Genomic DNA, 25,096 nt, shown 5'->3' on the forward strand with positions numbered 1-25,096 from the left:
ACGCACCGTACAGAACAAACAGATTTTCCTGACGCGCGATGCGGCCTAGATTCGCACCATTCGTCCATTTCCCCGAGGTTCGTTCCCGTGACCCAGACCACCGTCGACCAGATCACCCAGCGCCGCCGCGGCACCGGCCTGATCGCCCATGACCCGGCGCTCAGCGCCGGTGGCTACACCCTGATCGCCCCGCAGACCGACGACGGCAACGTCTACCTGATCGACATCGAGGGCCGCGTCGCGCACCAATGGAAGATGCCGGTGCGCCCGGGCCGCGCGGCCGTGATCCTGCCCAACGGCAACCTGGGCTACAACGGCAACCACGCCGGCACGCCCGAGATCTACGCGGCCTGGTCGCTGTGGCACGGCGGCGATTTCTACGAGGCCACGCCCGCCGGCGAGATCGTCTGGCGCTTTCAGGACCCCACGCACCACCACGACGCCCGGTGGCTGGCCAACGGCCACCTGCTGTATGCCGGTTGCGCACCGGTGCCGCCCGGCTTTGCCGAGCGCGTGCCCGGCGGCACTGCCCACGGCCCTGGCGAGGCGATGTACGGCGACGTCGTCCGCGAGGTCGACCGCGACGGCAAGCTGGTGTGGGAGTGGAAGGCCTGGGAGCACCTGAAGCCTGAAGACTTTCCGATCCACCCCGGCTTCGGCCGCACCCACTGGCCGCTGGTGAACGGGCTGGACGTGACGCGCGAGGGGCTGGTGCTGATGAGCCTGCGCACCACCTCGGGCATCGTGGGCGTCGACAGGGCCACCGGCGACGTGAAGCTGCACATTCCGCCGGCGGTGCTGTCGCACCAGCACGCGCCCGTGGCACTGGACAACGGCCACATTCTTGCTTTCGACAACGGCAACTTCCGCACCGGCAAGCATGTGGCGTTCTCGCGCGTTCTCGAAATCGACCCGGCCTCCCACGAGGTCGTGTGGCAGTACGCGGACGAACTGGTCAACGCGTTCTACACGGCCTACATGGGCAGCGCGCAGCGCCTGCCCAACGGCAACACGCATGTCACCGAGTCGGCCACGGGCCGCCTGTTCGAGGTCACGCCGGCCGGCGAGGTGGTGTGGGAGTACGTGATTCCCTGGTTCGCCGAATACCCCGACGAGGCCGCGCGCAAGTACGTACCCGGCCGGCAGAACAGCGTGTTCCAGACCTTCCGCTACACCGCGGCGCAACTTCCCTGGCTCAAGGTTTCCGCACCATGATTTCTTACGCCCTTCGATTGGCAGCACCCCTGGCGCTGGCCGCATGGCTGCCGCTGTCCGCGCTGGCGGCCGATGCGCCCAAGCCCCTGCAGCCGGTGCGCATCCTCAGCAACTGGTTCGCCCAGCCCGACCAGGCCGGCTACTGGCAGGCCCAGCAGGACAAGCTCGGCAAGGAGGCCGGCATCGAGATCAGCGTGCTGCAGGGCGGCCCGAAGATCCAGACCATTCCGCAGGTGGCCTCGGGCCAGGCCGAGTTCGGCATCGGCAACGCCGACGACGTGCTGCTGGCACGCCTGCGCGGCGCGCCGGTGCGCGCGGTGTTCGCGCACCTCGACCACGTGCCCTACACGCTGGTCTATCACGCCGACCCGGCCGTGAAGTCCATCGCCGACCTGCAGGGGCGCACCTTCGCGGTGAACCTCGGCAACGCCTACTGGGAGTGGACGAAGAAGCAGTACAAGCTCGCCGGCACGCGCGAGATCCCGGTGAGCGGCGACCTGAGCCTGTTCCGCAACGACCCGAAGATGGTGCAGCAGGGCTACTCGCTGTTCCTGCCCGCGCGCATGGCCGCCGCCGGCGTGCAGGTGCAGCAGGTCACGCTGGCCTCGCTGGGCTACCGGCCGTATGACGTGCTGTTCACCACCGACGACATGATCCGCAAGAACCCCGCTTTGGTGAAAGCCACCATCGCAGCGGTGCAGAAGGGCTGGGCCGACTACGTGCGCAACCCGCAGGGGCTCAAGCCGCTGATCACCGGCATGAACAAGCAGATGACACCCGAGATCTACGACGCGGCCAACAAGGAAATGATCGAGACGCTGATCTCGCACGACCTCGGGCGCATCGGCTGCATGACCGATGCGCGCTGGAGCGAGCTCGCGGGCCAGCTGCGCAGCGTGAACTTCCTGCCGGCCGGCTTCGACGCGAAGCAGGGCTACGACCGCACGCTGGTGCCGGGCTGCAACCCATGAGCACCCCGGGCGCGGCCATCGGCCTGGACGGTGTCTCGAAGCGCTTCGGCAAGGGCGAGGGCCTGCAGGCCCTGGACGCGGTCGACTTCGCGCTGCGCCCGGGCGAGTTCGTCTCCATCGTCGGGCCCTCGGGCTGCGGCAAGTCGACGCTGCTGCGCATCATGGCGGGGCTCGTCGCGCCGAGCACCGGGCGCTGCACGCGGCCCGAGGGCATCGCGACCGCCTTCGTGTTCCAGGAGGCCGCGTTGCTGCCCTGGCGCACCGTGGAGCGCAACGCGCAGTTGCTGATGGAGCTCGAAGGCCATGCGCCGGCGAGCTACCGCGCGCGTGCCGCCGAGGCGCTGAAGCTGGTCGGGCTCGCGGGCTTCGAGACCTCGTACCCGCACCAGCTCTCGGGCGGCATGCGCATGCGGCTGTCGCTGGCGCGCGCACTGGCGCTGCGGCCCGGGCTGCTGCTGCTCGACGAACCGCTGGCGGCGGTGGACGAGCTCACGCGCGACGTGCTGCAGGAGGAGCTGTCTTCGCTGTGGCGGCAGGCGGGCTTTACCGGCGTGCTGGTGACGCACAACGTGCACGAGGCGGTGTACCTGTCGAACCGGGTGGTGGTCATGTCGCCGCGGCCGGGGCGCATCCTGGACGTGATCGACGTGCCTTTCGAATTTCCGCGCGCACCCGAGCTGCGCGCCAGCGCCGGCTTCGCGGCGCTCACCGGCCAGGTCACCGGGGTGCTGCGCGCGCAGCACCGCGCGCCGGCCTTGGCTTGAGGGTGCGGGCCATGGCAACCACCCGATCTGTCTCGTCTTCGGCCGTGGCCTTCGCGCGCAACGCCGGCCCCGTGCTGGTGGTCGCGCTGCTGGCCATCGGCCTGTGGTGGCTGCTGAGCGCCACCGTCTACCAGGGCAAGGGCTACCTGCTGCCGTCGCCGCAGGAGGTGGCGGCCGCCACGGCGGAGAACGCCGGCGTGCTCGCGGGCGCCACGCTCTCGACGTTGAAGGAGGCGCTGCTGGGCTATGCGCTGGCCATCGTGCTCGGCATCGCGGGTGCGGCGGTGCTGGCGCAGTCGCGGCTGCTGGAGCGCAGCCTGTACCCGTACGCGGTGCTGCTGCAGACCGTGCCGGTGGTGGCGGTCGCGCCGCTGATCGTGCTCTGGTTCGGCTACAACGAGCTGTCGGTGGTGATCGTGAGCTTCATCATGTCGCTGTTCCCGATCATCAACAACACCATGCTGGGCCTGCGCTCGACCTCGCGCAACCTGGCCGAGCTGTTCGCGCTGCACCGCGCGAGCGGGCTGGTGTCGTTCTGGAAGCTGCGGCTGCCGGGCGCGCTGCCGCACATCTTCGCGGGGCTGCGCATCTCGGCGGGGCTGTCGGTCATCGGCGCCATCGTGGGCGAGTTCATCATCGGCTCGGGCAATGCCGAAGGCGGGCTGGGCGTGCAGATCGTGTTCGCACAGGGGCGCATGTACACCGCGCTGCTGTTCGCCGAGGTCATCGCGGCGACGCTGCTGGGCTTTCTGTTCTTCCTGGCGGTGAGCGCGATCGGGCGGCTGCTGCTGCGGCACTGGCACGAGTCGGCGCTGGAGGGTTGACGCCGCCCGGCGTTATCTCGCGGCTACCGGATAGGGCGGCTTGCCGTGCGTGCCGAGCATCAGGTCGGGCACCACGGCCTCCACGTCGGGCAGCGCACGCGCGGCGCGCTCCAGCCGCTTCGCCAGCGCCGCATCCGGCACGCAGCCCTGCAGGTACACCCAGCGGCGCTGGACCGTGACCCACACGCTGCCCTTGCCCACGCCCGGCACGGCCAGCAGCGCGGCGCGCACCTTGGGCGCGAGGGGCTTGTCGTAGCGGTAGGCGTTGCTGTCGGCGCACTTGCCGGCCAGCCAGCAGCTGGTGCCGCGCTCCAGCCGCGAATGGGTCTGCAGGCGGCGCTCTTCGGCCGTGTAGAACGGCCCTTCGGGCACTGCGCAGGCCGGCAGGCCGGCGGACACCTGGAAGAAAGGGTCGTCGAACCAGTTCTGCTTGAGCGGCCCCGCGGCCTCCTGCGCCATGACGGTCTGCGCAAGAAGCAGCAGCACGGGCATGAGCGCAGGGTGTTTCACTACAAGGGGTGTTCCGTGTAGAAGCGCCCGCCGTGGAACAGCAGCGGCGAGGCGCCGGCGTCGTGCGTGCAGCGCTCCACCTCGCCCACGAAGATCACGTGGTCGCCTTCGTCGTAGCGGCTGCGGTTGAAGCACTCGAAGCTCGCCGCGCAACCCGCCAGCACCGGCGCGCCGCCCAGGCCTTCGGTGTAGGGCACGTCGGCCCAGCGGTCGATGTTCTTGGTGGCGAAGCGCTCGGCCAGCGCCTTCTGGTTGGCCGCCAGGATGTTCACGGTGTAGTGCGAGCCCGTGCTCAGCGCGGGCATGGAGCCGGCCGCGCGCGCCAGGCTCCACAGCACCAGCGGCGGCGCGAGCGACACCGAATTGAAGGAGTTGGCCGTGAGGCCGACCAGCGTGCCGTCGGCCGCGCGCGCGGTGACGATGGTCACGCCGGTGGCGAACATGCCGAGCGCATCGCGAAACTCGTCGGGCGAAAAGGAGGGCGGTTGGGCCCGGCGGGGAGTGGTCACTGAAAGGGGCAGCAAGTGCTTGAAGGGCAGAAGGCCATTTTGGCTCAGCGCCCGGGGGGCTGCTCGGGCGGGCTCATCAACTCGGTCACCAGGCGGGAATAGACGGTGGCCGCAGGCGAGAGGGTACGCCCTGCGAGCGTCACGAGGCTGTAGTGCGTCTGCATGCGCGCCAGGCCCGCCACCGGCAGGGGCACCAGGGCACCGGTCTCGTGCCCCGGCGCGGGCGCCAGCGGCGCCAGGATCACCGCGTGCGCCGTGAGCGCCAGGTGGCGCAGCGTGCCGGCGTCGTCGCAGGTCACGTTGAACACGCTGCGTTCGCTGTGCCGGGGCAGCCGGTCGAACTGCGCCGCCACCTCGGCGGGCATTTGCGGGCCGGCCACGGGGTAGGCCATGAGGTGCGCGAGCGTGGCCTGCTTCAGCCGAAGCAGCGGGTGCTTGGGCCGCACGAAGAACGACACCGGCACGTTGGGCAGGCGCGCGAGCTTCAGGCCGGGCTGCTTCGTCAGGTCGCGGGTGTCGGCGATGAACAGGTCGAGCTGGCGGCGGTGCAGGCCCTCGCACAGGGTGGCGGTGTCGGCCACCTCCATGCGCATCTGCAACTGCGGGTGGCGCTGCGTCATGAGCGACAGCGCCAGCCGGCCCAGCGTGCCGGCGGCAAACGGGCCGAGGCCGACCGCCAGGCTGCCGATGGCCAGGCCCTCGAGTTGCAGCACGTCGCGCGCGATCTGCTGCGCGTCGGCCAGCAGCTCGCGGGCGCGCGCCAGCACCAGCTCGCCGGCCTGCGTGAAGCGCACCGTGCCGTAGGCGCGGTCGATCAGGCGCGCCTGCAGGCCTTCCTCGAGGTTGTCGATGCTGCGCGACAGGGCGGGCTGCGACAGGTGCACGGCCTGGGCCGCGCGGCCGAAGCTGCCCTGGTCCGCGAGGGCGACGAGATGCTGGAGCTGGCGCAGCTGCATTTTGCGTTTCACTTAAAAAGCAAGCGCGTATTTTGCATTTGCCAATGCATGGGGGGCTTCGGAGAATCCGGCCTTGCCCCCTTGGAAGACCGAGACACACCATGACGCCCCCCCATTTCTCCCGCGCGCTCGTTGCACTGGCTTGCGCGTTTGCCGCCGCATCGGCCCCGGCGCAAGTCGCGCCCAAGCCGCCCGAGCCGTCCACGCTGCAGGCCAACGCCGACATGGCGAAGGCGTTGCCCTTTGCCGACCGGCGCGATTTCGAGGACGCGACGCGCGGCTTCATCGCCACCGTTCCCGACGCGCTGGTGCCCGGCACCGGGGCGCGCCCGGTGTGGAGCATGAAGCCGTACGACTTCCTGAAGACCGACACGCCCGCCGACACCGTCAACCCCAGCCTGTGGCGCCAGGCGCAGCTCAACGCCATCCACGGCCTCTTCAAGGTGACTGATCGCGTGTACCAGGTGCGCGGCTTCGACCTGGCGAACATCACCCTCGTCGAGGGCGACACCTCGCTGATCGTCATCGATCCGCTGCTCACCGCCGAGACCGCGCGCGCCGCGCTCGAGCTGTACTACCAGCACCGCCCGCGCAAACCGGTGGGCACGGTGATCTACACGCACGGCCATGCCGACCACTTCGGCGGCGTGAAGGGCGTGGTGAGCGAGGCGGACGTGGCTGCCGGCAAGGTGCAGGTGATCGCGCCGGCGGCCTTCATGGAAACGGCCGTGGCCGAGAACATCCTCGCGGGCAATGCGATGAACCGGCGCTCGCAGTACCAGTTCGGTTCGCTGCTGCCGCCGGGGGTGCGCGGACAGGTCGACACCGGCCTGGGCAAGGCGCTGGCGCGCGGCAGCGTCACGCTGATCGCGCCCACGGCCACCATCGACAAGCCGACGGAGGCGCGCACCATCGACGGCGTGGAGTTCGTGTTCCGGCTGGTGCCGGGCTCCGAGGCGCCGTCGGAGATGCTGCTGTACCTGCCGCAGTTCCGCGTGCTGAACATGGCGGAGGACGTGACGCACACCATGCACAACCTCTACACGATCCGCGGCGCCGAGGTGCGCGACGGCAACCTGTGGTCGAAGTACATCGACGAGGCGCGCGTGGCCTTCGGCGACAGGACCGACGTGCTCATTGCCCAGCACCACTGGCCCACCACCGGGCGCGAGCGCATCGTCGAGCTCATGAAGAAGCAGCGCGACATATACAAGTTCATCAACGACCAGTCGCTGCGCCTGCTCAACCAGGGCTACGGCGCGGCCGACATCGCCGAGACGCTGCGCATGCCCGCGAGCCTGGCGCAGGAATGGTCGGCGCGCGGCTACTACGGCACGCTGAGCCACAACGCCAAGGCCGTGTACCAGAAGTACCTGGGCTGGTACGACGCGAACCCGGCCAACCTGAACCCGTTGCCGCCGGTGGCCTACGCGAAGAAGACCGTCGAGTACATGGGCGGCGCCGACGCGGTGCTGGCGCGTGCGCGCGAAGACTTCGGCAAGGGCGAGTTCCGCTGGGTGGCCAGCGCTATGAGCCAGGTGGTGTACGCCGACCCGTCGAACCGCGCGGCGCGCGAGCTGGGCGCCGATGCGCTCGAGCAGCTCGGCTACCAGTCGGAAGCAGGCACCTGGCGCAGCGCCTACCTGGTGGGCGCGATGGAGTTGCGCAACGGCGTGCCGAAGATTCCTGCGGGCAGCAGCGCCAACGCCGACACGCTCAAGGCGGTGAGCAACGACCTGTTCTTCGACTTCCTCGGCGTGCGGCTCGACGCGGCCAAGGCCGAGGGCAGGAAGATGGTCATCAACTGGAACTTCACCGATTCCAACCAACAGTTCGTGCTGACGCTGGAGAACTCCGCGCTCACGCACATCGCCGGCCAGCAGCCCGGCGCCGACGCCACCATCACGCTGAGCCGCGCCACGCTCGATGCGGTGACGCTGAAGGAAACGAGCTTTCCCGCGGCGGTGCTGACCGGCAAGGTGAAGATCGACGGCGATCGCGGCAAGCTGGCGGAGCTGATGTCGATGCTCGATACCTTCGAGCCGATGTTCCCTGTTGTCGAGCCGCGGAAATAGGGGCGTTCAGGGCGGGTGCGCAGGGGTCGCCGTGGGTGAACGGCGCAGCCTCTAGCCGAAGAACCAGTAGCAGACAGCCACAGCGGCCACGACCCCCGCCACCTCGGCCAGCAACGCACAAGCCACGGAGTGCCGTGCCCGCTGGATGCCGACCGCCCCGAAATACACCGCCAGCACATAGAACGTGGTCTCCGTGCTGCCCTGGATGGTGGCCGCCACCAGCGCGGGGAAGCTGTCGACGCCCTGGGTCTTCATGGTCTCGATCAGCATCGCGCGGGCCGCGCTGCCCGAGAACGGCTTGACCAGCGCCGTGGGCATGGCGTCGACGAAGCGTGCGTCGAAGCCGCCCGCCGTCACCAGCCAGCGCAGGCCGCCCAACACGAAGTCGAGCGCACCCGAGGCGCGCAGCACGCCGACCGCGCAGAGCATGGCCACGAGGTAGGGCAGCAGGTTCTTCGCGATGTCGAAGCCTTCCTTCGCGCCCTCGACGAAGCACTCGTAGACCTTGATGCGCCGGATGGCCCCGGCCAGCAGGAACAGCAGGATCACGCCGAACAGCGTGAGGTTGCCCAGCAGCGACGACAGCGACGCGATGGCCGCGGCCGACAGCGTGCCCAGCAGCGCCATGAACCCGCCCAGCGCCAGCGCGCCCGGCACCAGGTAGGCCAGCACCACCGGGTCCCACAGCCGCAGGCGCTGCACCACCGCGACCGAGAGCAGCCCGACCAGCGTCGAGGCGCTGGTAGCCAGCAGGATCGGCAGGAACACCATCGTCGGGTCGCCCGCGCCCTGCTGCGCGCGGTACATGAAGATGGTGACGGGCAGCAAGGTCAGTGACGAGGCGTTGAGCACCAGGAACAGGATCTGCGCGTTGGTGGCCGTCACCGGGTCGGGGTTGAGCCGCTGCAGCTCGCGCATCGCCTTCAGGCCGATGGGCGTGGCGGCGTTGTCCAGGCCCAGCGCATTGGCCGCGAAATTCATGGTGATCAGCCCGAGCGCCGGGTGCCCCGCCGGCACGCCCGGCATCAGGCGGCGAAACAGCGGCCCCAGCAGCCGCGCGAGCCAGCCGACCAGCCCCGCCGCCTCGGCGATGCGCAGGAAACCCAGCCACAGCGTGAGCGTGCCGAACAGCAGCACCATCACCTCGACCGCCAGCCGCGCCATGGCGAACAGGCTTTCGACGATGGCCGCGAACACCGTCGGATCGCCCCCGACGAGCCAACGGCCCAGTGCGGCCAGCGCCGCGACTGCGAAGAAACCCAGCCACAAGCCGTTGAGCACGCTTCTTTTCCTTTTTGCTGCGCGGATCATAGGCCGCGCATGGCATGCCGCCGCGAGCTACAGTTCGGCCCATGCGCGCCACCACCTTCCGCCGATTTGCCGTCCTGGTGCTGGGGTTCGCCGCCCTCTGGCTGGCAGGTTGTGCGAGCCTGCCCCCACCGCCGCCGGAAGCGCCGCCCACGCTGGCCCTCGCCGACGTCGCGCAGACCGAACTGGCCCAGCTCGCCGCCAAGGATGCTCCCGGCGGCTCGACGCTGCTCTCGGGCTTTCGCCTGCTGCCCGAGGCGGCCTTCGCGTTCGATGCGCGCATCTCGCTGGCACGGCACGCCGAGAAGTCGCTCGACGTGCAGTACTACCTGATCCAGAACGACGACGTCGGCCTGCTGTTCCTGAAGGAGCTGCGCGAGGCCGCCGCGCGCGGCGTGCGCGTGCGCCTGCTGGTGGACGATCTCTACACCGGCGGCGAGGACGAACTGTTCAGCGCGCTCTCGGCGTTCCCGAACGTGGAGGTGCGGCTGTTCAACCCGCTGCCCTCGCGCGCCAGTTCGCTCACCACGCGGCTGCTGATGTCATTGACCGACTTCGGGCGCATCAACCACCGCATGCACAACAAGATGCTGCTGGCCGACAACAGCTTCGCCGTCACGGGCGGGCGGAACATCGCCAACGAGTACTTCATGCGCAGCACGGCGGCGAACTTCATCGACATGGACGTGATCTCCAGCGGCCCGGTCGTGCGCGAGATGTCGGCCGGCTTCGACCGCTACTGGAACAGCGCGCACGTGCGCCCGATCGAGAACATCGCGCCGCTGCGCACCACGCGCGAGGCCGCGCAGCGCCGCTTCGACGAGATCGCGCGCACCGCGGTGCCCGACGTGGCCATGCGCCCGCGCGACATCCTCAACAAGTCGCCGGTGGGCGAGCAGCTGCTCACGGGCAAGATCGACCGCTACTGGGCGCCGTTCACGTTCTTCGTGGACGACCCCGAGAAGATCACGCGCAAGGCCGACCTCGCGTTCCAGGGCAGCGTGACCGAGGGCGCGCTGGGCGTGATCGACTCCGCGCGGCGCGACGTGAAGATCGCCTCGCCCTATTTCATTCCCGGCCCGCGCGGCATGGCGCAGATGAAGCGCGGTGTGGCGCAGGGCACGCACATCACCGTGGTCACCAATTCGCTGGGCGCCACCGACGAGCCGCTGGCCTATGCGGGTTACGAGCGCTACCGCGCCGACATGCTGAAGATCGGCGTCAACATCTTCGAGATCGCGCCGGTGCTCAGCGGGCGCTCGGGCCAGTTCGGGGACTTCGGCAAGACCACCAGCCGGCTGCACGCCAAGCTCGCGATCGTGGACGACGAGCGCTTCTTCGTCGGCTCGATGAACCTCGACCACCGCTCGGCGGCGGTCAACACCGAGGTCGGCCTGGTGATCGACAGCCCCGAGCTCGTGCGCGACTACGACAAGCTCATGCGCACCACCGGGCGCGTGAACATCGGCTACCGCCTGCGCCTGGGCCCCGACGGACGGCGCGTGCAGTGGCTCGAGTACGACGACGCCGGCGGCGACATCGTCCACGAGGACGAGCCCGGCGAGTTCCTGTGGCTGCGCCTGAAGAACTGGCTGCTGCTGCCCATCGTGGGCGAGGAACTGTTGTAACGGCGGGTCGGCGCGCGCCGTTTGTCATCGCCAGAATGGGCAGGTGCGTTACATTTCTAGTAGAAATGTGAACTTTTGTGACCGCATTCTGGAGACTTCGACCATGACCGATCCCCTGCCGCGCGAGTCGATTGCGCCGCTTTCCAACAGCCGTCGCCGTGTGCTGACCGGTCTGGCCGCCACCGCAGCGACCGCCGCAGCGGGCCTGGGGCTGCCGGCCTTCGCGCAGAACCGCGCGGTTCGCGTGGGCACCACCTTCGACAACAGCAGCGTGGAGAAGGCCAACGGCCAGGGGCTGTTCCAGGGGTCGAGCGCCTTCTTCGCGGCGCTGAACAAGGCCGGCGGCATCGGCGGCACCAAGGTCGAGCTGGTGATGGCCGACGACACCTTCAAGCCCGACGTGGCCAAGGCCAACGCGCTGGCGTTCGAGAAAGACAGCTCCGTGCTCGCGCTGCTGCACCCCCTGGGCACGCGCCAGACGGCCGAGGTGATGGACGCGGTGCCCGGCATGGCCGTGGTCGGCCCCATCACCGGCACCATCTCGCTGCGCAAGAAGGCCTCGCCCAACACCTTCTGGGTGCGCGCCAACTACGACCAGGAAGTCGACAAGCTCGTGAGCACGGCCGCCGTGCTGGGCCAGAGCCGCATCGGCCTCGTGCATTCGGAAGACCCGCTGGGCCAGTCGGTGCTGGCGGCGTTCAAGAACGCGCTGGCCAAGGCCAAGCTGGAACCGGCGGTCATCGCGACCACGCCCAACACCACCAGCATGGAAGTGGGCCCCGCGGCCGCCGCCATCGCCAAGGCCAAGCCGCAGGTGATCGTGGTGGGCCTGGCCGGCACGGCGCCGGTGTTCCTGAAGGCGCTGCGCGAGGCGGGCAACAGCAGCTCGGCCTACGGCCTGTCGATCACGGCCAGCGCGCTCGCGGCCATGGGCGACCTGGCCAAGGGCCTGGGTTTCGTGATCGTGGTGCCTTCGCCGTATTCGACCAAGTTCGAGATCGTGCGCCGATACCAGGCCGACATGATGGCCAGCGGCGTGAAGGAGTTCTCGCTCACCAGCCTGGAGGGCTACCTGAACGCGGCCGTGCTGGCCGAGGGCATGCGCCGCGCCGGCGGCTCGCTCACGCGGGCGTCGGTGATGTCGGGGCTGGCCAGCATCGAGAACTTCGACCTGGGCGGCGTGAAGATCAACTACGGCCGCACCAACCGCGAAGGCGGGCAGTTCGTGGACGTGGCGGTGATCGGCAGCCGCGGGCAGATGCTGAGCTGAGCCTGCGCTTCCGCGGGTAGCGTCTGCGGCTACTTCTGCGCGGTTCGCGCGCTGCGCGGGAGTGGCGCCGCTACAGTGCAAGCCACCTGCACTGCCGGAGCCTTGCGCCATGGACGACGACTTCCTGCTGCTGAACGGCCTGCTGCTGCTCGGCTTCGTGACCTGCGCGTTGCTCGCCCTGGTCGCTTTCTTCGCCTGGCAGCGGCCCGTGTCGCAAGGCCGCATCGGCCCGCTGGAGGCCAGCCTTGGGTACGCCCTGTGCGTTGCCGCGGTGCCGCCGGCCGTGTGGTGGTGCGTGGGCGCCTATCTCCAGCGCCTTCAGGGCCTGAGCGGCGACGCCCCCTCGTTCTGGACGCACCTGGCGGACATCGGCGTGGCCTTCATCGTCTTCGCGTGCCTGTGGGTCTCGTGGGCGGTGGCCTTCGCGCTCGCGTGCCTTGCCGGGTGGCGCTTCAGCGTGTGCGCCCGGCGTTGGCGCGAACGGGCCGGGGCCTGAGGCCAGGGAAGCCCCAAGCCGCCGGGTCAGCCCGCCACGTCCTCGGCAATGCCCACGCCGAGCAGGCCTTCGAGCAGGCCCCTGTCGGCGGCCAGCGCGGCGCTCGGGCCGGCATGCACGACAGTGCCGCGCTCCAGCACGATGGCCTTGTGCGTCATCTCCAGCGCCAGCACCGGATGCTGTTCGACCACGATGGACGCCAGCCCTTCCGACTCGCACAGCCGCCGGATCGCCGCGGCCAGCTCTTCCACGATGATCGGCGCGAGGCCTTCCATCGGCTCGTCGAGCAGCAGCAGCTTGGGGTTGGTCATCAGCGCGCGGGCTATGGCCAGCATCTGCTGCTCGCCGCCCGAAAGCTGGTTGCCGTAGTTGCCGCGCCGCTCGCGCAGGCGCGGGAAGAAGTCGTACACGCGCTTGAGGTTCCATGCGCCGAAGCGCGCGATGACGGTGAGGTTCTCTTCCACGGTGAGCGAGGGGAACACCTCGCGCTCCTGCGGCACCCAGCCCAGCCCGGCGCGCACGCGCTGGTGCGAGGGCCAGCGCGTGATGTCCGCGCCCTGCCAGCGAATGGCGCCCTGCATCACGCGGGTGTTGCCCATCAGCGTTTCGAGCAGCGTGGTCTTGCCTACGCCGTTGCGCCCGAGGATGGCGAGGCTTTCGCCCTGCTGCAATGAAAAGTCGAGGCGGTCGAGCACCACGGCGTTGCCGTAGCCGGCGGTGACGCGCTCGAACGCGAGTGCGGGTGTGGATGCGGATGCTTCAGGCATGGTGATGAGAACTTCCCAGGTAGACCTCGCGCACACGCGGGTCGGTGCCGATCTCGGCCGGCGTGCCTTCGGTGAGGATGCGTCCGCCCACCAGCACCGAGATGCGGCGCGAGAAACGGAACACCAGCTTCATGTCGTGCTCGATGAACAGCACGCTGATGTCTTCGGGCAGCGCCGCGATGGCCTCGAACAGCTCGCCGCTCTCGTCTTCCGGCACGCCGGCCGCGGGCTCGTCGAGCAGCAGGATGCGGGGTTTGGCGGCCAGCGCCAGCGCAATCTCGAGCAGGCGCTGCTTGCCATAGGCCAGCTCGGACACGGGCACGTCGGCCAGGCTGTCGAGCTTGAGCGTGCCGAGCAGCGCGTGCGCCTCGTCGAACACCGAGGTGCATCCCGTGAGCGGGCGCCACCAGGTGGCGCCCAGCCCTTCGCGCTCGCTGATCGCCAGCACCACCGACAGCAGCGGCGTGAGGCTGGGGAACAGCGTGTTGATCTGGAAGGTGCGCGCCAGGCCCATGCGGGCGCGCTTGTCGCAGGGCAGGCGCGTGATGTCGCGATCGCCCATGTGGATCGAGCCGCTCGTGGGCTTGAACACGCCCGTGAGCAGGTTGATGAGGGTGGTCTTGCCCGCGCCGTTGGGGCCGATCAGCGCTTGCCGCGCGCCAGGTTCCAGCGAGAGGTTCACCTCGCTCACGGCCTGGAAGGCGCCGAAGCGGATGCCCAGGTTTTGCGTGCGCAGGGTGTGGGTGGTCGAGCTGCTCATCGCACCTTCCCCGTGCGAACGAAGCGCGACAGCGCCCCCATGATGCCGCCGCGCCCCAGCATGACGGCCGCGATCAGGAAGATGCCGAGCCAGAACATCCAGTACTGCGGGTTCATGTCGGCGAACCCGTCGTGCACCAGCATGTAGACGATGGCGCCGATCATTCCGCCATACAGGCGCCCGGTGCCGCCGAGCACGAGGATGATGAGCACTTCGGCCGAGCGGTTGAAGCCGATCGACTCGATGCCGACGAACTGCGTGGTCTGCGCCAGCAGCGCACCCGCCACGCCGGCCACGGCGGCCGAGAAGGCGTAGGCCATGCGCAGCCGCGCTTCGACCGGCGAGCCGATGGCCAGCATGCGCTTGCGGCTGTCGTGGATGCCGCGCAGCGCCAGGCCGAAGGGCGAGCGCAGCACCAGCCGCACGAGCAGGAACATGGCGAGCACCACGCCGAAGGCATAGCAGAAGGCGGTCTTGCCGTAGAGGTCGAAGTCGAAGAAGCCGAGCACGGGCGCGATGACCACGCCCTGCAGGCCGTCGGTGCCCCCGGTGATGCCCGAGAGCCGGTTGGCCAGCTCGAACAGGAGCACGCACACGCCGATGGTGATCATCAGCCGCGTGAGGTCGGCGCCGCGCACCACGAGGTAGCTCAACGCATAGCCCAGCAGGCCGCTCACCACCAGTGCGAACACGAGGCCGGTGAAGGGCTCGCTCCAGCCGTACTTGGCGAGCAGGCCGGCGGCATACGCACCCGCGCCGAAGAAGGCGGCGTGGCCGACGGTGAGGATGCCTGCGTAGCCCAGCGCCATGTCGAGCGACACGGCGAACAGGCCGAAGATCATGACCTGGCTCATCAGCGTGAGCTTGTCGGGCAGCAGGAAGAAGGTGGACGCGAGTGCGAGCCAGAAGGCGACCTCGGCGATGCGCAGCTGCGCGGGGGAAACGTTCAGGGCTTTCATGCGATCCCCTTCTTCGCCACGATGCCGTGGGGCCGCACCAGCAGCATGACGATCATGACCACGTAGATGAGAAAGGCCCCCGCTTCAGGCCAGTAGTACTTGCCCGCCACATCGACGATGCCGACCAGCAGCGCCGCGATGAACGGCCCGGTGACGGTGCCCGCACCGCCCACGCACACCACCATCAGGAAGTACACCAGGTACTTGAGCGGGAACGAAGGCTCCAGCCCCAGCATGCCCAGGCTCAGTGCACCGCCCAGCCCCGCGAGGCCGCAGCCCAGCGAGAAGGTCAGGAAGAACAGGCGCTGCACATGGATGCCCGTGCCGCCCGCCACGCGCTGGTTGTCCACCGCCGCGCGCACCATCGCGCCGTAGCGCGTCTTGCCCAGGCCCAGCAGCAATGCGACCAGCACGGCCACGCCGCAGGCGATCAGGAACAGGCGGTAGCGGCCCACCTCGAGGCCGAGCACGGACACCTGCCCGTCGAGCCCCGCCGGCAGCGTGAAGGGCTGCATCGTCGGGCCGAAGAAGTAGGTGAATGCGGCGATCGACACGAACACCACGCCGATCGACAGCAGCACCTGGTCGAGCGGGTGCGCGCGGTACAGGCGCCGGTAGAACACGAACTCCAGCACCGCGCCCACCAGCGCAGCCGACACGAAGGCCGCCGCCAGTGAAAGGCCGAAGCCCACGCCGAAGTGGTTCATCAGCACGCTCGCGGCGTAGCCGCCCACCATCGCGAAGCTGCCGTGCGCGAGGTTGACGAAATTCATGAGCCCCATCGTGATGGACAGGCCCACGCCGATGAGGAACAGGAGCATGCCGTAGGCCACTCCGTCGAAGATCACGATGCCCATGAATTTCCTGCTTGCTGCATGCTGGCTGGCGGACGACCGATGTGACGGCCGACCCTGTTACTTGGCGGCGGCCGCGCCTTCCTTGGCCGGGTCCTTCACGCGGTCGAACTTGTCGAACTCCACGTTCACCAGCTGGCCGTTCACGCGCTCGGTCTTGCGGATGTACACGGTCTGCACGATGTCGCGCGTGGCGGGGTCGATCTCGATCGGGCCGCGCGGGCTCTCGAAGCTCAGGCCCTTGAGCGCCTCCATGAACTTGTCGCCGCCGGTGTCGCCCTTGGTCTTGGCCAGCGCCAGGTCGATGGCGGCCATGGCGTCGTAGGCGGTCACGGCGAAGTAGCTCGGGCGCAGCTTGGCGCCGTTGTCGGCGGCGAAGTCTTTCACGAACTTCTGGTTCTTGGGCGAGGGGTGCGCGAACGAGTAGTGGTGGCTGGTGACCAGGCCCAGCGCCACGTCGCCGGTGGCGTCGAGGTAGCTGTCGTCGGTGGCTTCGCCCGTGGCGTACAGCTTGATGCCGGCCTGCTCCATGCCGCGCTCCTTCCACACCTTCAGGAAGGCCGGCGGCATCACGCCCGAGGGGAAGAAGAAGAACACGGCCTGGGGCTTGGCGTCCTTGATGCGCTGCACGTAGGCCGAGAAGTCGGGGTTGTTCATGGGCGTGCGCACCTCGCCCGACACCTTGCCGCCGCCGGCGGTGAAGGTCTTCTTGAAGGCGGTTTCCGCGTCGACGCCCGAGGCGTAGTCGGCCACCACGGTGTAGGCGTCCTTGATGCCTTCCTTGAGCATGTAGCGCGCCATCGGGTCGGTGACCTGCTGCACGGTGAACGACAGGCGCGCCACGTAGGGCGAGCTGGTGGTGATGGCCGACGAGGCGGCGTTCATCACGAGGGTCGGGATCTTGGCCTGCGTGGCGATGGCGCCCACGGCGTAGGCGTTGGGGCTGAAGTCCAGGCCGGTGAGGATGCTCACCTTGTCGCGCACGATGAGCTCCTGCGCGATGCGCTTGGCGGCGTCGGGCGCGGGACCGGCGGTGTCCTTCTTGATGATCTCCACGGTGCGCCCGCCCACCTTGCCGCTGTGCTCCTTCAGGTACAGCGCGATGCCCGCGTCGAACTGGCGGCCGTAGTCCGCGTAGGGGCCGGAGTAGGTGGCGATGAGGCCGATGCGCAGCGGCTCGTCGGCGGCGTGCGCCGTCGCGCCCAGCAGGCCGAAGCCGGCCAGCAACAGGGTCGACAGGAGGGTTCTCTTGGAGATCGTCATGGGCGTCGTTGGCGTCATTTGAAAAGACCTTTCAGGTGGAGTGAATGCGCCCCCTCGGGCGCCGCTGTCATGTAACCGGATGCGCAAAGCGGGCGATGATGCCCGACCCCCGCTTCAGATCTGCGTATCGGGCACGCGCACCGTGAGGCCATCGAAGGCGGCCGTGACGGTGAGCTGGCAGCTCAGGCGCGAGCCCGGCCTGCGTTCGGAGGCGACCGCGTCGAGCAGGGCGCTTTCCATGTCGTCGGGCGGCGGCAGCAGGTCGAGGAAGGCGTCCTCCACGTAGACGTGGCAGGTGGCGCAGGAGCAGCAGCCGCCGCACTCGGCGTCGATGCCGCGCACGTTGCCGCGGATGGCGGTCTCCATCACGCTGGCGCCGAGCTTGGCGTCGACGTCGCGCGTGGTGCCGTCTTTGAGGATGTAGTGGATCGTGGGCATTTCTTGCAGGCTCAGAACATGTCGAAGTACTCGCGGTGTTCCCACTCGCTGACTTCGAGGTTGAAGCGGGCGATTTCCGCTTCCTTGATGTGGCACAGGTAGTCGACGAAGGTCTTGCCCATCTGCGCGTTGAGCATCTCGTCGCTGCGCAGGCAGGCCAGCGCCTCGCCCAGCGAGCGCGGCAGTTGCTCGGCCGGCGTCTCGTAGGGTGCGTCGGCGGAGGGGCCGGGGTCGATGCGGTTCTTCATGCCGTCCAGGCCCGAGAACAGCTGCGACGCCAGGTACAGGTACGGGTTGGCCGTGGGCTCGCCCACGCGGTTCTCGATGCGCGAGGCGTTCTGCCCCACGCCGCCGAGCACGCGCAGCATGGCGCCGCGGTTGTCCTTGGCCCAGATCGCGCGGTCGGGCGCGAGCGAGAACGGACGGTAGCGCCGGTAGCCGTTGATGGTCGGGCTCGCGAGCGCCGCGGCGCCGCAGGCGTGCGCCTTCAGCCCGCCCAGGTAGTGCATGCCGATCTCGCTCAGGTGCGGGCCCTCGGCCTCGGGCATGAACGCGTTCACGCCGTCGCTCTTGCGCCGCAGCGACTGGTGCAGGTGCCAGCCGCTGGACATCACGTTCGGAATTTTCGGGCGGCACATGAAAGTCGCGTGCAGCCCGGCGCGCTGGCAGATCTGCTTGATGGCGCTGCGCAGCAGCACCATGGTGTCGGCCGGCGTCACGCCCGCGGTGGGGCCGAAGGTCAGCTCGAACTGGCTCGGGCCGAACTCGATTTCGAGCGAGCGCAGCGGCAGGCCCAGCGCGATGAGCTGCGAGCGCAGCAGCTCCATCAGCGTGTCGACGCGGTCGTAGCGCAGCTCGGTCAGGTACTGGTGGCCGTGCGAGAGCAGCGACACGCGCGGCGGCTCGCCGGGCTGGCCCGAGTCGGCCAGGTTCATGCGCGCATCTTCCAGCTTGAAGACGTGGAACTCCACCTCGAGACCGGCAATGAAGTCCAGCCCCAGTTCGTCGAGCTGGCGCACCGCGCGCTGCAGGATCTGGCGCGTCGCGAAGGGGCAGGGCTTGCCGTCGGCCATGTAGGCGTCGCACAGCACCCAGCCGGTGCGCGGCGACCACGGCAGCACCTTGAAGGTGGCGGGGTCGGCCACGACGGTGAAGTCGGCACCGCCCTGCAGGCCCTCGATGGCGAAGCCGCCATTGGCGCTGAACACGGGGAACACGGTCTTGTGCGAGGTGTCCTTGGCCAGCAGGGTGGAGGTGAGGTTCACGCCCTCCCACAGGGCCGAGCGGGCCTCGGTGGCCACCAGCGTCTTGCCGCGCAGGATGCCGTGCTGGTCGGGCCAGGCGAAGCGCACGAGGTCGACCTCCGCGTTGTCGATGCGGCGCACCAGTTCCCTGGCCTGCGCGTGCTGGTCGTCGGACCAGAGACCGAAACGGTCGACGAATGTGTTGCTGCTCATGGCGTGCGCTCAGCCGGCGAGCCGGGCGGCCGCCCAGTCGGACTTCAGGCGGCGCGCGCGGTCGGCGTCCTGCCAGTAGGCCTCGGTGGCGGCTTCGTCGGCGACGTTGCGCCCGATGCCGTCGATGGACGGCGGACCGGTCATCGTGCGGGCTTGCGCGGCGTCGATGAGCATCGGTGCGGTCTCGCCGGCCAGCGTGGCCTCGATGGCTTTCACCAGCATGCGGCGGTAGGCCACGATGCCCTTGTCGGTGCTGCCCAGGTGCTCGCGCGTACGGTCCTGGATGGCGCCCTGCGACTCCACCGCCCACTGGTCATGCACGTTGATGTCGTCGCCCATGCCGGTGTAGGTTTCGGTCAGCTGTTCCTCGATGCTGAAGCCGTAGTTGTTGCGCTTGTTCTTGCGCGAGGTGTAGTCGGGCAGCTCGTAGAGCTTCAGGCGCTGGTCGCGCATCTGCTGCTTGTCGACCGGGCCGGTGAAGCTGGTGAACACGGCGTACCAGTAGCAGTGCGTGTCGTCGACCGGCACGTGCCATTGCGAGATGGTCATCTCCGCGCTCATCGGGATCACGAAGGCCTGCGGGAACACCACGTTGGTCACGCGCACGTGGGTGGTGTCTTCGCTCAGCTTGCGCAGGGCCTTCAGGCGAAAGCCGTAGTCGGTGGTCTCCACGCTGATGTCGGGGCGGTCGTACTCGCGCAGCACCTTGGTGATGGGCATGTCGGAGTCGGCCGAGGCGCCTCGGAACTGCTTGCCGTAGCTCTCGGAGGTGTCTTCGTCCTCGAAGAAGCGGTGCAGGTACGAGGCGTGCGCGGGGTCGATGCCCACTTCGAGCGCCTGCAGCCAGTTGCACTCGAACAGGCCCTTGAAGGCGAAGGTGTGGCTGTCGGGCGCGACGAAGCAGTCGAAGTCGGGGAAGGCGGGGGGCTCGCCCTCGCCGATGTACGCGAAGACCACGCCGGCCTTTTCGACCACCGGATAGGCCGACTGCTTGATGCGGCTGCACAGCTTGCTGGTGGCGGGCTCGGCCGGGGTTTCGAGGCAGTTGCCCTTGGCGTCGAACAGCCAGCCGTGGAAGGCGCAGCGGATGCCGCCGTTTTCCAGCCGGCCGAAGGCAAGGTCGGCGCCGCGGTGCGGGCAGTCGCGGTCGAGCATGCCGAGCTGGCCGCTCTCGTCACGGAACAGGACGAAGTCCTGCCCCATGAGCTTCACCGGCTTGACCGGGCGCGGGCCCGCCAGTTCGTCGGCCAGGGCCACCGGCTGCCAGTAGCGGCGCAGCAGCTGGCCGGCCGGCGCGCCGGGTCCGACGCGGGTGATGAATTCGTTCTGCTCTGCGCTGATCATCGTGCGGGCTCCATTCGTGGGTGCTGGGAAGAGGCTTGTTCACCATTGCATGCAACTGTATGCATTGTCTTGGTGATCCTCTGCTCCGGTCAAACTTCTCGGGCCGGTTTTGCCCTGAAACAGGGCATTGGTTCGCCAAAATCAGGGTAAATACGAAGCCTACCGTTTGTTTTTGACACTTGCTACCCATGAATGCATGCAACAACCGAGCCAGGGTAAATCAGCTGCGTGCAATGACGTCGGTGTCTCCTAGAATCCGCCGATGGACTCCCAACAATCCCGCGTGCTCGTGCAACTGCGCGACCTGATCCTCAAGGGCGCATTCGTGCCCGGAGAGCGGCTGGCCGAGATCCCGCTCGCCGAAAAGCTCGACGCCTCGCGCACCCCGGTGCGCCTCGCGCTGGCCAGCCTGGAGCATGAAGGCCTGATCGAACAATCGCCCAGCGGCGGCTACCAGATGCGCCGCTTCACCTCGCAGGAGGTGGCCGACGCCATTCGCGTGCGCGGCGTGATCGAAGGCTTCGCGGCGCGCCTGCTGGCCGAGGACGGCGCGTCGCGCCAACTGCTGCGCGACCTGAAGGACTGCCTGGACGACGGCGACCGCGCCGTGAACAAGCCGAGCATGGAAATCGACGACTACGCGGCGTACGTCGAAATGAACGACCGCTTCCACAAGCTGATCCTCGAAGGCTGCGGCAACCTGGCCCTGAAGCGCGTGATGGACATGCTGGGCGGCCAGCCCTTCGCCGCGCCGAGCGCCATGCTGCCGATGCAGTCGTCGATGGAAGAAGGCCAGCAATGGATGCGCCAGGCGCATCGCACCCATCACGCGATGGTGCAGGCGATCGAGCGGGGGCAGGGCTCGCGGGCGCAGGCGCTGGGCGAGGAGCACGTCGAAATTGCGCGCATGAACCTTGACTACGCGCTGGAGCGGCCGGAACTGGCGGCCGAGTTGATGCCCGGCATCCGCCTGGTCTCCAAGGGCCGCGGCAGCTGAAGGTGGATGTCAAACTGGTCAGTCTGTAAAAGACTGGTTGGTATTTCGGCATCCGCTCCGTCTGGATGGCGACGCCCGAGACTAGAATTTCCCGCATGAGTGCCCCCGCCCCCGCCAAGACCTCCTTCAAGGAACAGATGCTGCAGGCCCGCGAGGAGGCCATCGTCCAGACGGCCAACCGCCTGCTGGCCGAGAAGGGCTTTGAGTCGATGACGGTCGACGAGGTGGCGGCCGCCGTCGGCATCGCCAAGGCCAGCCTCTACAAGCACTTTCCCAGCAAGGAAGACCTGGCCGCCGCGGCAATGGTGCGCGTCATGCAGCGCACCCTCGACTTCGTGGCCACTGTGCCGGCCGAGGACACCCCTGTCGCCAAGCTGCGCGCCGTGGTGCGCTGGTCGATGCAGGTGCAGCTGGCCGGCGAGATGCCCTCGCTGCCGCACCAGAACTCCACGCTGCGCGCCGCGCTGATGAACAACCGCGGCTACCTCGACCGCCTGGTGACCCTGAGCGACAAGCTCGGCGGCTGGATCCAGGCCGCGCAGGCCGACGGCTCGCTCAACCCGAAGCTGCCCGCGATTGCCGTGCTGTACACCTTGTATGCGCGCGCCTGTGATCCGGTGCTCGGCTTCCTGAAGGCCGGCGGACTGCAGACCGACGAGCAGATCGTCGACCTGGTGCTCGCGACCTGCTTCGACGGCATCGCCTCGCGCTGACTGCACAGCGGGCGCTGCGCGCACGTCGAGGCCTCTTTCTTCAGCGCACCTCGATCAGCAGTCCGGGCCTGAAGCCTTCCTGTTCGCCGTTGCGCGCGTAGCCCAGCGGATTGGCCACCACGCGGCAGCCGTTCTTCACGTAGTCGGACGGGCAGTGCAGGTGGCCGTGCAGCCATAGCTTCGCGTGGGGCAGGAGTTCGTCCAGCCCATTGCAGAAACCGGCCGTGCCGGGCGTCAGGCCGTAGCGCGGGTCGCCGCTCTCGAGACTGGGCGCGAAGTGCGTGATGGCCACCGTGGTGCCGTCGAACGGCTCGGCCAGCGCCTGCGCGAGCCAGGCCTGGCAGGCCAATCCCTGCTCCCGCAACTGCGCGGCGAGGAAAAGCTCGCCGTGACGCATGGTGGCTGCCTTTTCAAGGTAGAAGTCGGCCGCGCGCATGGCCTTGCCGCGCTTCTTCAGCGCCTCGGCCAGGCTGTCGGAGGGCACGGCGAGCGCGTCGAAGTCCGCCCACAGCGTGGTGCCGATGAAGCGGATGCCGTCGATCACGCGGGTTTCGCGCTCCAGCCAGAGGATGCCGAGCTCTTCGCAGAGCGCGCGCAGCTTGTCGTGGGTTTCGTCGAAGTCGACGTTGTCGTACTCGTGGTTGCCCGGCACGTAGATCACCGGCGTGGGCCAGCCGTTGCGCGGGGAAAAACGGCCCAGGCCGAAGTCTGTGTCGGTCAGGCGGGAGCCTTCCTGGTACGAGCCGATGTCGCCCGCCAGGATCAGCATGTCGGCACCCGGCACGGGCTCGGCTTGGAAGCGGGGGTGGGACTCCAGGTGCAGGTCGGAGAGCAGTTGCAGCTTCATCGTCGGGGCAGTCTAGGTGAATTGCCCCATGCATGAAGCGCATAAGGTCGAGCTTGTTTTGTTAGGGATAACCCTTAATCTTGGTGCATCAACCACTCAGAGCACGGCAACAAGCCGCGCAACACCATGTTCAGCCTCATCGCCCAAGTGGCACGTTTCTTCCGTTCCTCCACCGTCAACGCCCCCGCGAGCCATGCGTCGGCCCTGATGGAAAGCGCCGACATGCGTGCCGGCCGCGGCGCCCACGACGCGCAGGAACTGCGCGCTGCCGCCAGCGCCTGGCTCAGCGTCGTCCGCTGATCCGCTTCGGTCAGCCGGGCACCTTCTGCCCGAGAACCGATCCGGCGAAAGCCGAGGCTGCCGAGCGCAACAGCGCGGTGCGCAGCCACTCGTGCGCATGCCCGTGCTGGGCGCGCCGGTGCCAGATGGCATCCACGTGCACCGGCGGCTGGTCGAAGGGCAGGTCGCGCAGCACCAACTGATCGTCGATGCCGGTCACCGTCACGAAGTGGCGCGGCAGCACGGTCAGCAGGTCTGAATTGGCGACCACCCGGCCTGCCGTGAAGAACTGGTTTACCGTCACCACGATGCGCCGCTCGCGCCCCAGGGCGCCCAGCGTCTGGTCGATGAAGCCGTACGGTCTCCCCGAAAAGCTCACCAGCAGGTGCCGCGCCGCGCAGTAGTCGTCAAGCGTGAGGGGCGACTTTGCCAGCGGGTGGTCCCGCCGCATCACGCACACATATTGACCCAGGTAAAGCCGCTGGGTCTCGAACGCCACGCCCACGCCCGACTGGCCGCGTGCCGCGAGGCTGGCGATCACCGCGGGGAAATAGCCGACGGCCATGTCGACCTCTTCCTGCTCCAGCATGCGGCGCGGGTCGCGCGTGGTCAGGGGCAGCACGCGCATCGAGATGGCGGGTGCCTCCTTTTCAGCGATCTGCACCAGGCCCGGGATGAGCTCGGCCGCCGTGGCGTCGGCCATGGCCAGCAGGAAGGTGGTGTCGGCGGTGCCAGCATCGAACTCACCGGGCGCCAGAGTGTGCTGCAACTGGCGCAGGGCGTCTCGCACGGTCGGCCACAGAGCCAACGCGCGCGGCGTGGGCTCCACGCCGGCACCTGAGCGGCGCACCAGTTCGTCTCCCAGCACCTCGCGCAGACGCCGCAGCGCATTGCTCACCGCCGGCTGGGTGATCGACAGGTTGCGGGCGGCGCGCGTGAGATTGCGCTCCGCCATCACCTCGTCGAAGACGCGGAGCAGGTTGAGGTCGAGCGTGCGAAAGTTGACGTCCATCAGTGCTGTGAATGATAAACATCAAAAAGATAAAGTGGAAACGTACTAGGGTAAGCCCTAATATCACTGCATCGGCCTTGTTCGCCACCACTGATTACCACTGTCCCTTAGGAGGGATGCATCATGACCAGCTTCGTCCACGTTGACCAACCTACTGTCCATCCCGGCGTGCATCGCGCCGAAGTCCTGTTCGGCCAGATCCAGGCCGCCCGCGCCGGTGCCAACGGCGCCCGCCCCCTCATCGCCCTGCTGATCGTCGCCATTGCCGCGGCTGTGCTGGTGGTGACCGACTCGCTCGTGTCGAACTGGAGCGAAGGCAACGTGCTTGCCGTGTGGGCGGTGTTCTGCCTTGCAGCCATCGGCTTGTTCGCGCTGTTTGCCGGCTCGGTCCGCCAAAGCAGCGTCGCCGGTGCCTGGCGTGCTGCCGCTCAACGCCGTGCTGCTGCTCGCGCTGACGCTCGTTTCCTGGAAACGGCCAAGAACGATCCGCGCGTGATGCAGGAACTGCAGGCCGCCATGTGGCGTCAGCAATCGCACGGCACCATGCCCGCTGCCGAAGCCGCCAAGATCGATGCGGTCGCCCGCATGAACCTGCGTTCGCAGGAAGCACGCATGCCTACGCTGTACGAGGCGATGCGTCGCATGAACAACTCGCGCTATTACTAAGCTGCGAGTTGCAGGATGCAAAGCCGCCCTTGGGCGGCTTTTTGCTTTTTGAATGTCGAAGCGGGTCGGGCAAGTGACTGCTTGATGAAAAATCTTCCCGTCCTTGCTCGAAGTGCTAAAAACTGTGCATAATCGAGGGCTCGACTGACAGTCACTGCAAGGTGTTTGAGGCGATGGGTTCTTCGGAGCTGATTGCGAGTTGGTTGGGTGAAAA

At 68.3% G+C, this 25,096-nt stretch carries 27 protein-coding genes; 12 read left to right on the forward strand and 15 right to left on the reverse strand.

All coding sequences use genetic code 11. The features are described from left to right. Positions 1-87: 87 nt before the first annotated feature. The 4 genes from AC0IYU_RS04580 to AC0IYU_RS04595 are packed head-to-tail and all read left to right on the forward strand — an operon-like array spanning position 88 to position 3,774. On the forward strand, positions 88-1,215 hold the full coding sequence (locus AC0IYU_RS04580) for an aryl-sulfate sulfotransferase (RefSeq protein ID WP_472113545.1): 1,128 nt from the start codon (positions 88-90) through the stop codon (positions 1,213-1,215). Further along, on the forward strand, positions 1,212-2,186 hold the full coding sequence (locus tag AC0IYU_RS04585) for an ABC transporter substrate-binding protein (RefSeq protein ID WP_472113548.1): 975 nt from the start codon (positions 1,212-1,214) through the stop codon (positions 2,184-2,186). The genes AC0IYU_RS04580 and AC0IYU_RS04585 overlap by 4 nt, the downstream gene beginning before the upstream one ends. Beyond that, positions 2,183-2,950 carry an ABC transporter ATP-binding protein gene (locus AC0IYU_RS04590; protein ID WP_472113552.1) on the forward strand — a complete coding sequence of 256 codons (768 nt, stop codon included), beginning with the start codon at positions 2,183-2,185 and terminating at the stop codon, positions 2,948-2,950. The genes AC0IYU_RS04585 and AC0IYU_RS04590 overlap by 4 nt, the downstream gene beginning before the upstream one ends. Before the next feature lie 11 nt (positions 2,951-2,961). After that, the gene (locus AC0IYU_RS04595) at positions 2,962-3,774 is read left to right on the forward strand and encodes an ABC transporter permease (protein ID WP_472113555.1); all 813 of its coding nucleotides are present in this window, start codon (positions 2,962-2,964) and stop codon (positions 3,772-3,774) included. 12 nt (positions 3,775-3,786) lie between these two features. Here AC0IYU_RS04595 and AC0IYU_RS04600 read toward each other — a convergent pair whose 3' ends face one another. The 3 genes from AC0IYU_RS04600 to AC0IYU_RS04610 are packed head-to-tail and all read right to left on the reverse strand — an operon-like array spanning position 3,787 to position 5,749. Continuing rightward, a complete protein-coding gene (locus AC0IYU_RS04600; protein WP_472113558.1) occupies positions 3,787-4,284 on the reverse strand; it encodes a BON domain-containing protein in 498 nt (165 codons plus the stop codon). Next, positions 4,284-4,793, reverse strand: coding sequence for a flavin reductase family protein (locus AC0IYU_RS04605; protein WP_472113562.1), 510 nt, complete (start codon positions 4,791-4,793; stop codon positions 4,284-4,286). Before AC0IYU_RS04605 ends, AC0IYU_RS04600 begins: the two co-directional genes overlap by 1 nt. Positions 4,794-4,837: 44 nt before the next feature. Then, the gene (locus tag AC0IYU_RS04610) at positions 4,838-5,749 is read right to left on the reverse strand and encodes a LysR family transcriptional regulator (protein WP_472113565.1); all 912 of its coding nucleotides are present in this window, start codon (positions 5,747-5,749) and stop codon (positions 4,838-4,840) included. 101 nt (positions 5,750-5,850) lie between these two features. Between AC0IYU_RS04610 and AC0IYU_RS04615 the strand changes: the two genes are divergently transcribed. Then, positions 5,851-7,824 carry an alkyl/aryl-sulfatase gene (locus AC0IYU_RS04615; protein WP_472113568.1) on the forward strand — a complete coding sequence of 658 codons (1,974 nt, stop codon included), beginning with the start codon at positions 5,851-5,853 and terminating at the stop codon, positions 7,822-7,824. A gap of 51 nt (positions 7,825-7,875) precedes the next feature. Here the strand turns inward: AC0IYU_RS04615 and AC0IYU_RS04620 are convergent, their stop codons facing one another. Beyond that, entirely contained in the window at positions 7,876-9,105 is a 1,230-nt protein-coding gene (locus tag AC0IYU_RS04620) for a nucleoside recognition domain-containing protein (protein WP_472113571.1), read from the reverse strand. Positions 9,106-9,176: 71 nt separating this feature from the next. On the opposite strand from AC0IYU_RS04620, the gene AC0IYU_RS04625 reads away from it, so the two are divergent. The 3 genes from AC0IYU_RS04625 (at position 9,177) to AC0IYU_RS04635 (ending at position 12,526) form a co-directional block, all read left to right on the forward strand. Then, positions 9,177-10,760, forward strand: coding sequence for a phospholipase D family protein (locus AC0IYU_RS04625; RefSeq protein ID WP_472113574.1), 1,584 nt, complete (start codon positions 9,177-9,179; stop codon positions 10,758-10,760). 103 nt (positions 10,761-10,863) lie between these two features. Continuing rightward, entirely contained in the window at positions 10,864-12,030 is a 1,167-nt protein-coding gene (locus tag AC0IYU_RS04630; protein WP_472113577.1) for an ABC transporter substrate-binding protein, read from the forward strand. 109 nt (positions 12,031-12,139) lie between these two features. Next, positions 12,140-12,526: a hypothetical protein gene (locus AC0IYU_RS04635; protein WP_472113580.1), complete on the forward strand. Its 387-nt coding sequence runs from the start codon at positions 12,140-12,142 to the stop codon at positions 12,524-12,526. A 26-nt stretch (positions 12,527-12,552) separates the two neighbouring features. Here AC0IYU_RS04635 and AC0IYU_RS04640 read toward each other — a convergent pair whose 3' ends face one another. The 8 genes from AC0IYU_RS04640 to AC0IYU_RS04675 form a co-directional block, all read right to left on the reverse strand. Continuing rightward, positions 12,553-13,293 carry an ABC transporter ATP-binding protein gene (locus tag AC0IYU_RS04640; RefSeq protein WP_472113583.1) on the reverse strand — a complete coding sequence of 247 codons (741 nt, stop codon included), beginning with the start codon at positions 13,291-13,293 and terminating at the stop codon, positions 12,553-12,555. Next, the gene (locus AC0IYU_RS04645; protein WP_472113585.1) at positions 13,286-14,053 is read right to left on the reverse strand and encodes an ABC transporter ATP-binding protein; all 768 of its coding nucleotides are present in this window, start codon (positions 14,051-14,053) and stop codon (positions 13,286-13,288) included. The genes AC0IYU_RS04640 and AC0IYU_RS04645 overlap by 8 nt, the downstream gene beginning before the upstream one ends. Continuing rightward, positions 14,050-15,012: a branched-chain amino acid ABC transporter permease gene (locus AC0IYU_RS04650; protein ID WP_472113587.1), complete on the reverse strand. Its 963-nt coding sequence runs from the start codon at positions 15,010-15,012 to the stop codon at positions 14,050-14,052. The genes AC0IYU_RS04645 and AC0IYU_RS04650 overlap by 4 nt, the downstream gene beginning before the upstream one ends. Continuing rightward, positions 15,009-15,869, reverse strand: a complete 861-nt coding sequence (locus tag AC0IYU_RS04655) for a branched-chain amino acid ABC transporter permease (protein ID WP_472113589.1) — start codon at positions 15,867-15,869, stop codon at positions 15,009-15,011. The genes AC0IYU_RS04650 and AC0IYU_RS04655 overlap by 4 nt, the downstream gene beginning before the upstream one ends. Before the next feature lie 57 nt (positions 15,870-15,926). Continuing rightward, a complete protein-coding gene (locus AC0IYU_RS04660; protein ID WP_472113592.1) occupies positions 15,927-17,129 on the reverse strand; it encodes an ABC transporter substrate-binding protein in 1,203 nt (400 codons plus the stop codon). Between the two features lie 114 nt (positions 17,130-17,243). Continuing rightward, positions 17,244-17,567, reverse strand: a complete 324-nt coding sequence (locus tag AC0IYU_RS04665; RefSeq protein WP_472113595.1) for a 2Fe-2S iron-sulfur cluster-binding protein — start codon at positions 17,565-17,567, stop codon at positions 17,244-17,246. Between the two features lie 11 nt (positions 17,568-17,578). Beyond that, entirely contained in the window at positions 17,579-19,024 is a 1,446-nt protein-coding gene (locus AC0IYU_RS04670; RefSeq protein WP_472113599.1) for a glutamine synthetase family protein, read from the reverse strand. A gap of 9 nt (positions 19,025-19,033) precedes the next feature. After that, the gene (locus AC0IYU_RS04675) at positions 19,034-20,368 is read right to left on the reverse strand and encodes an aromatic ring-hydroxylating dioxygenase subunit alpha (protein WP_472113601.1); all 1,335 of its coding nucleotides are present in this window, start codon (positions 20,366-20,368) and stop codon (positions 19,034-19,036) included. A 262-nt stretch (positions 20,369-20,630) separates the two neighbouring features. On the opposite strand from AC0IYU_RS04675, the gene AC0IYU_RS04680 reads away from it, so the two are divergent. Next, positions 20,631-21,365, forward strand: a complete 735-nt coding sequence (locus AC0IYU_RS04680) for a GntR family transcriptional regulator (protein WP_472113604.1) — start codon at positions 20,631-20,633, stop codon at positions 21,363-21,365. A gap of 95 nt (positions 21,366-21,460) precedes the next feature. Then, a complete protein-coding gene (locus tag AC0IYU_RS04685) occupies positions 21,461-22,078 on the forward strand; it encodes a TetR/AcrR family transcriptional regulator (protein ID WP_472113606.1) in 618 nt (205 codons plus the stop codon). Between the two features lie 40 nt (positions 22,079-22,118). Here AC0IYU_RS04685 and AC0IYU_RS04690 read toward each other — a convergent pair whose 3' ends face one another. After that, a complete protein-coding gene (locus AC0IYU_RS04690; protein WP_472113609.1) occupies positions 22,119-22,925 on the reverse strand; it encodes a metallophosphoesterase in 807 nt (268 codons plus the stop codon). Positions 22,926-23,051: 126 nt separating this feature from the next. On the opposite strand from AC0IYU_RS04690, the gene AC0IYU_RS04695 reads away from it, so the two are divergent. After that, complete coding sequence (locus AC0IYU_RS04695; RefSeq protein ID WP_435439980.1) at positions 23,052-23,225, forward strand: hypothetical protein; 174 nt, start codon at positions 23,052-23,054, stop codon at positions 23,223-23,225. Positions 23,226-23,235: 10 nt separating this feature from the next. On the opposite strand, the gene AC0IYU_RS04700 is transcribed toward AC0IYU_RS04695, so the two are convergent. Beyond that, positions 23,236-24,216 (reverse strand): LysR family transcriptional regulator, encoded by a 981-nt coding sequence (locus AC0IYU_RS04700; RefSeq protein ID WP_435439981.1) that lies wholly within the window; start codon positions 24,214-24,216, stop codon positions 23,236-23,238. Positions 24,217-24,339: 123 nt separating this feature from the next. On the opposite strand from AC0IYU_RS04700, the gene AC0IYU_RS04705 reads away from it, so the two are divergent. Further along, entirely contained in the window at positions 24,340-24,882 is a 543-nt protein-coding gene (locus tag AC0IYU_RS04705; RefSeq protein WP_472113611.1) for a hypothetical protein, read from the forward strand. On the opposite strand, the gene AC0IYU_RS04710 is transcribed toward AC0IYU_RS04705, so the two are convergent. After that, positions 24,879-25,096 (reverse strand): hypothetical protein (locus AC0IYU_RS04710; RefSeq protein WP_472113614.1); only part of this gene is annotated, 218 nt, incomplete at its 5' end. The two genes, AC0IYU_RS04705 and AC0IYU_RS04710, sit on opposite strands and share 4 nt — an antisense overlap.

Source organism: Variovorax sp. AC103 (assembly GCF_979254005.1).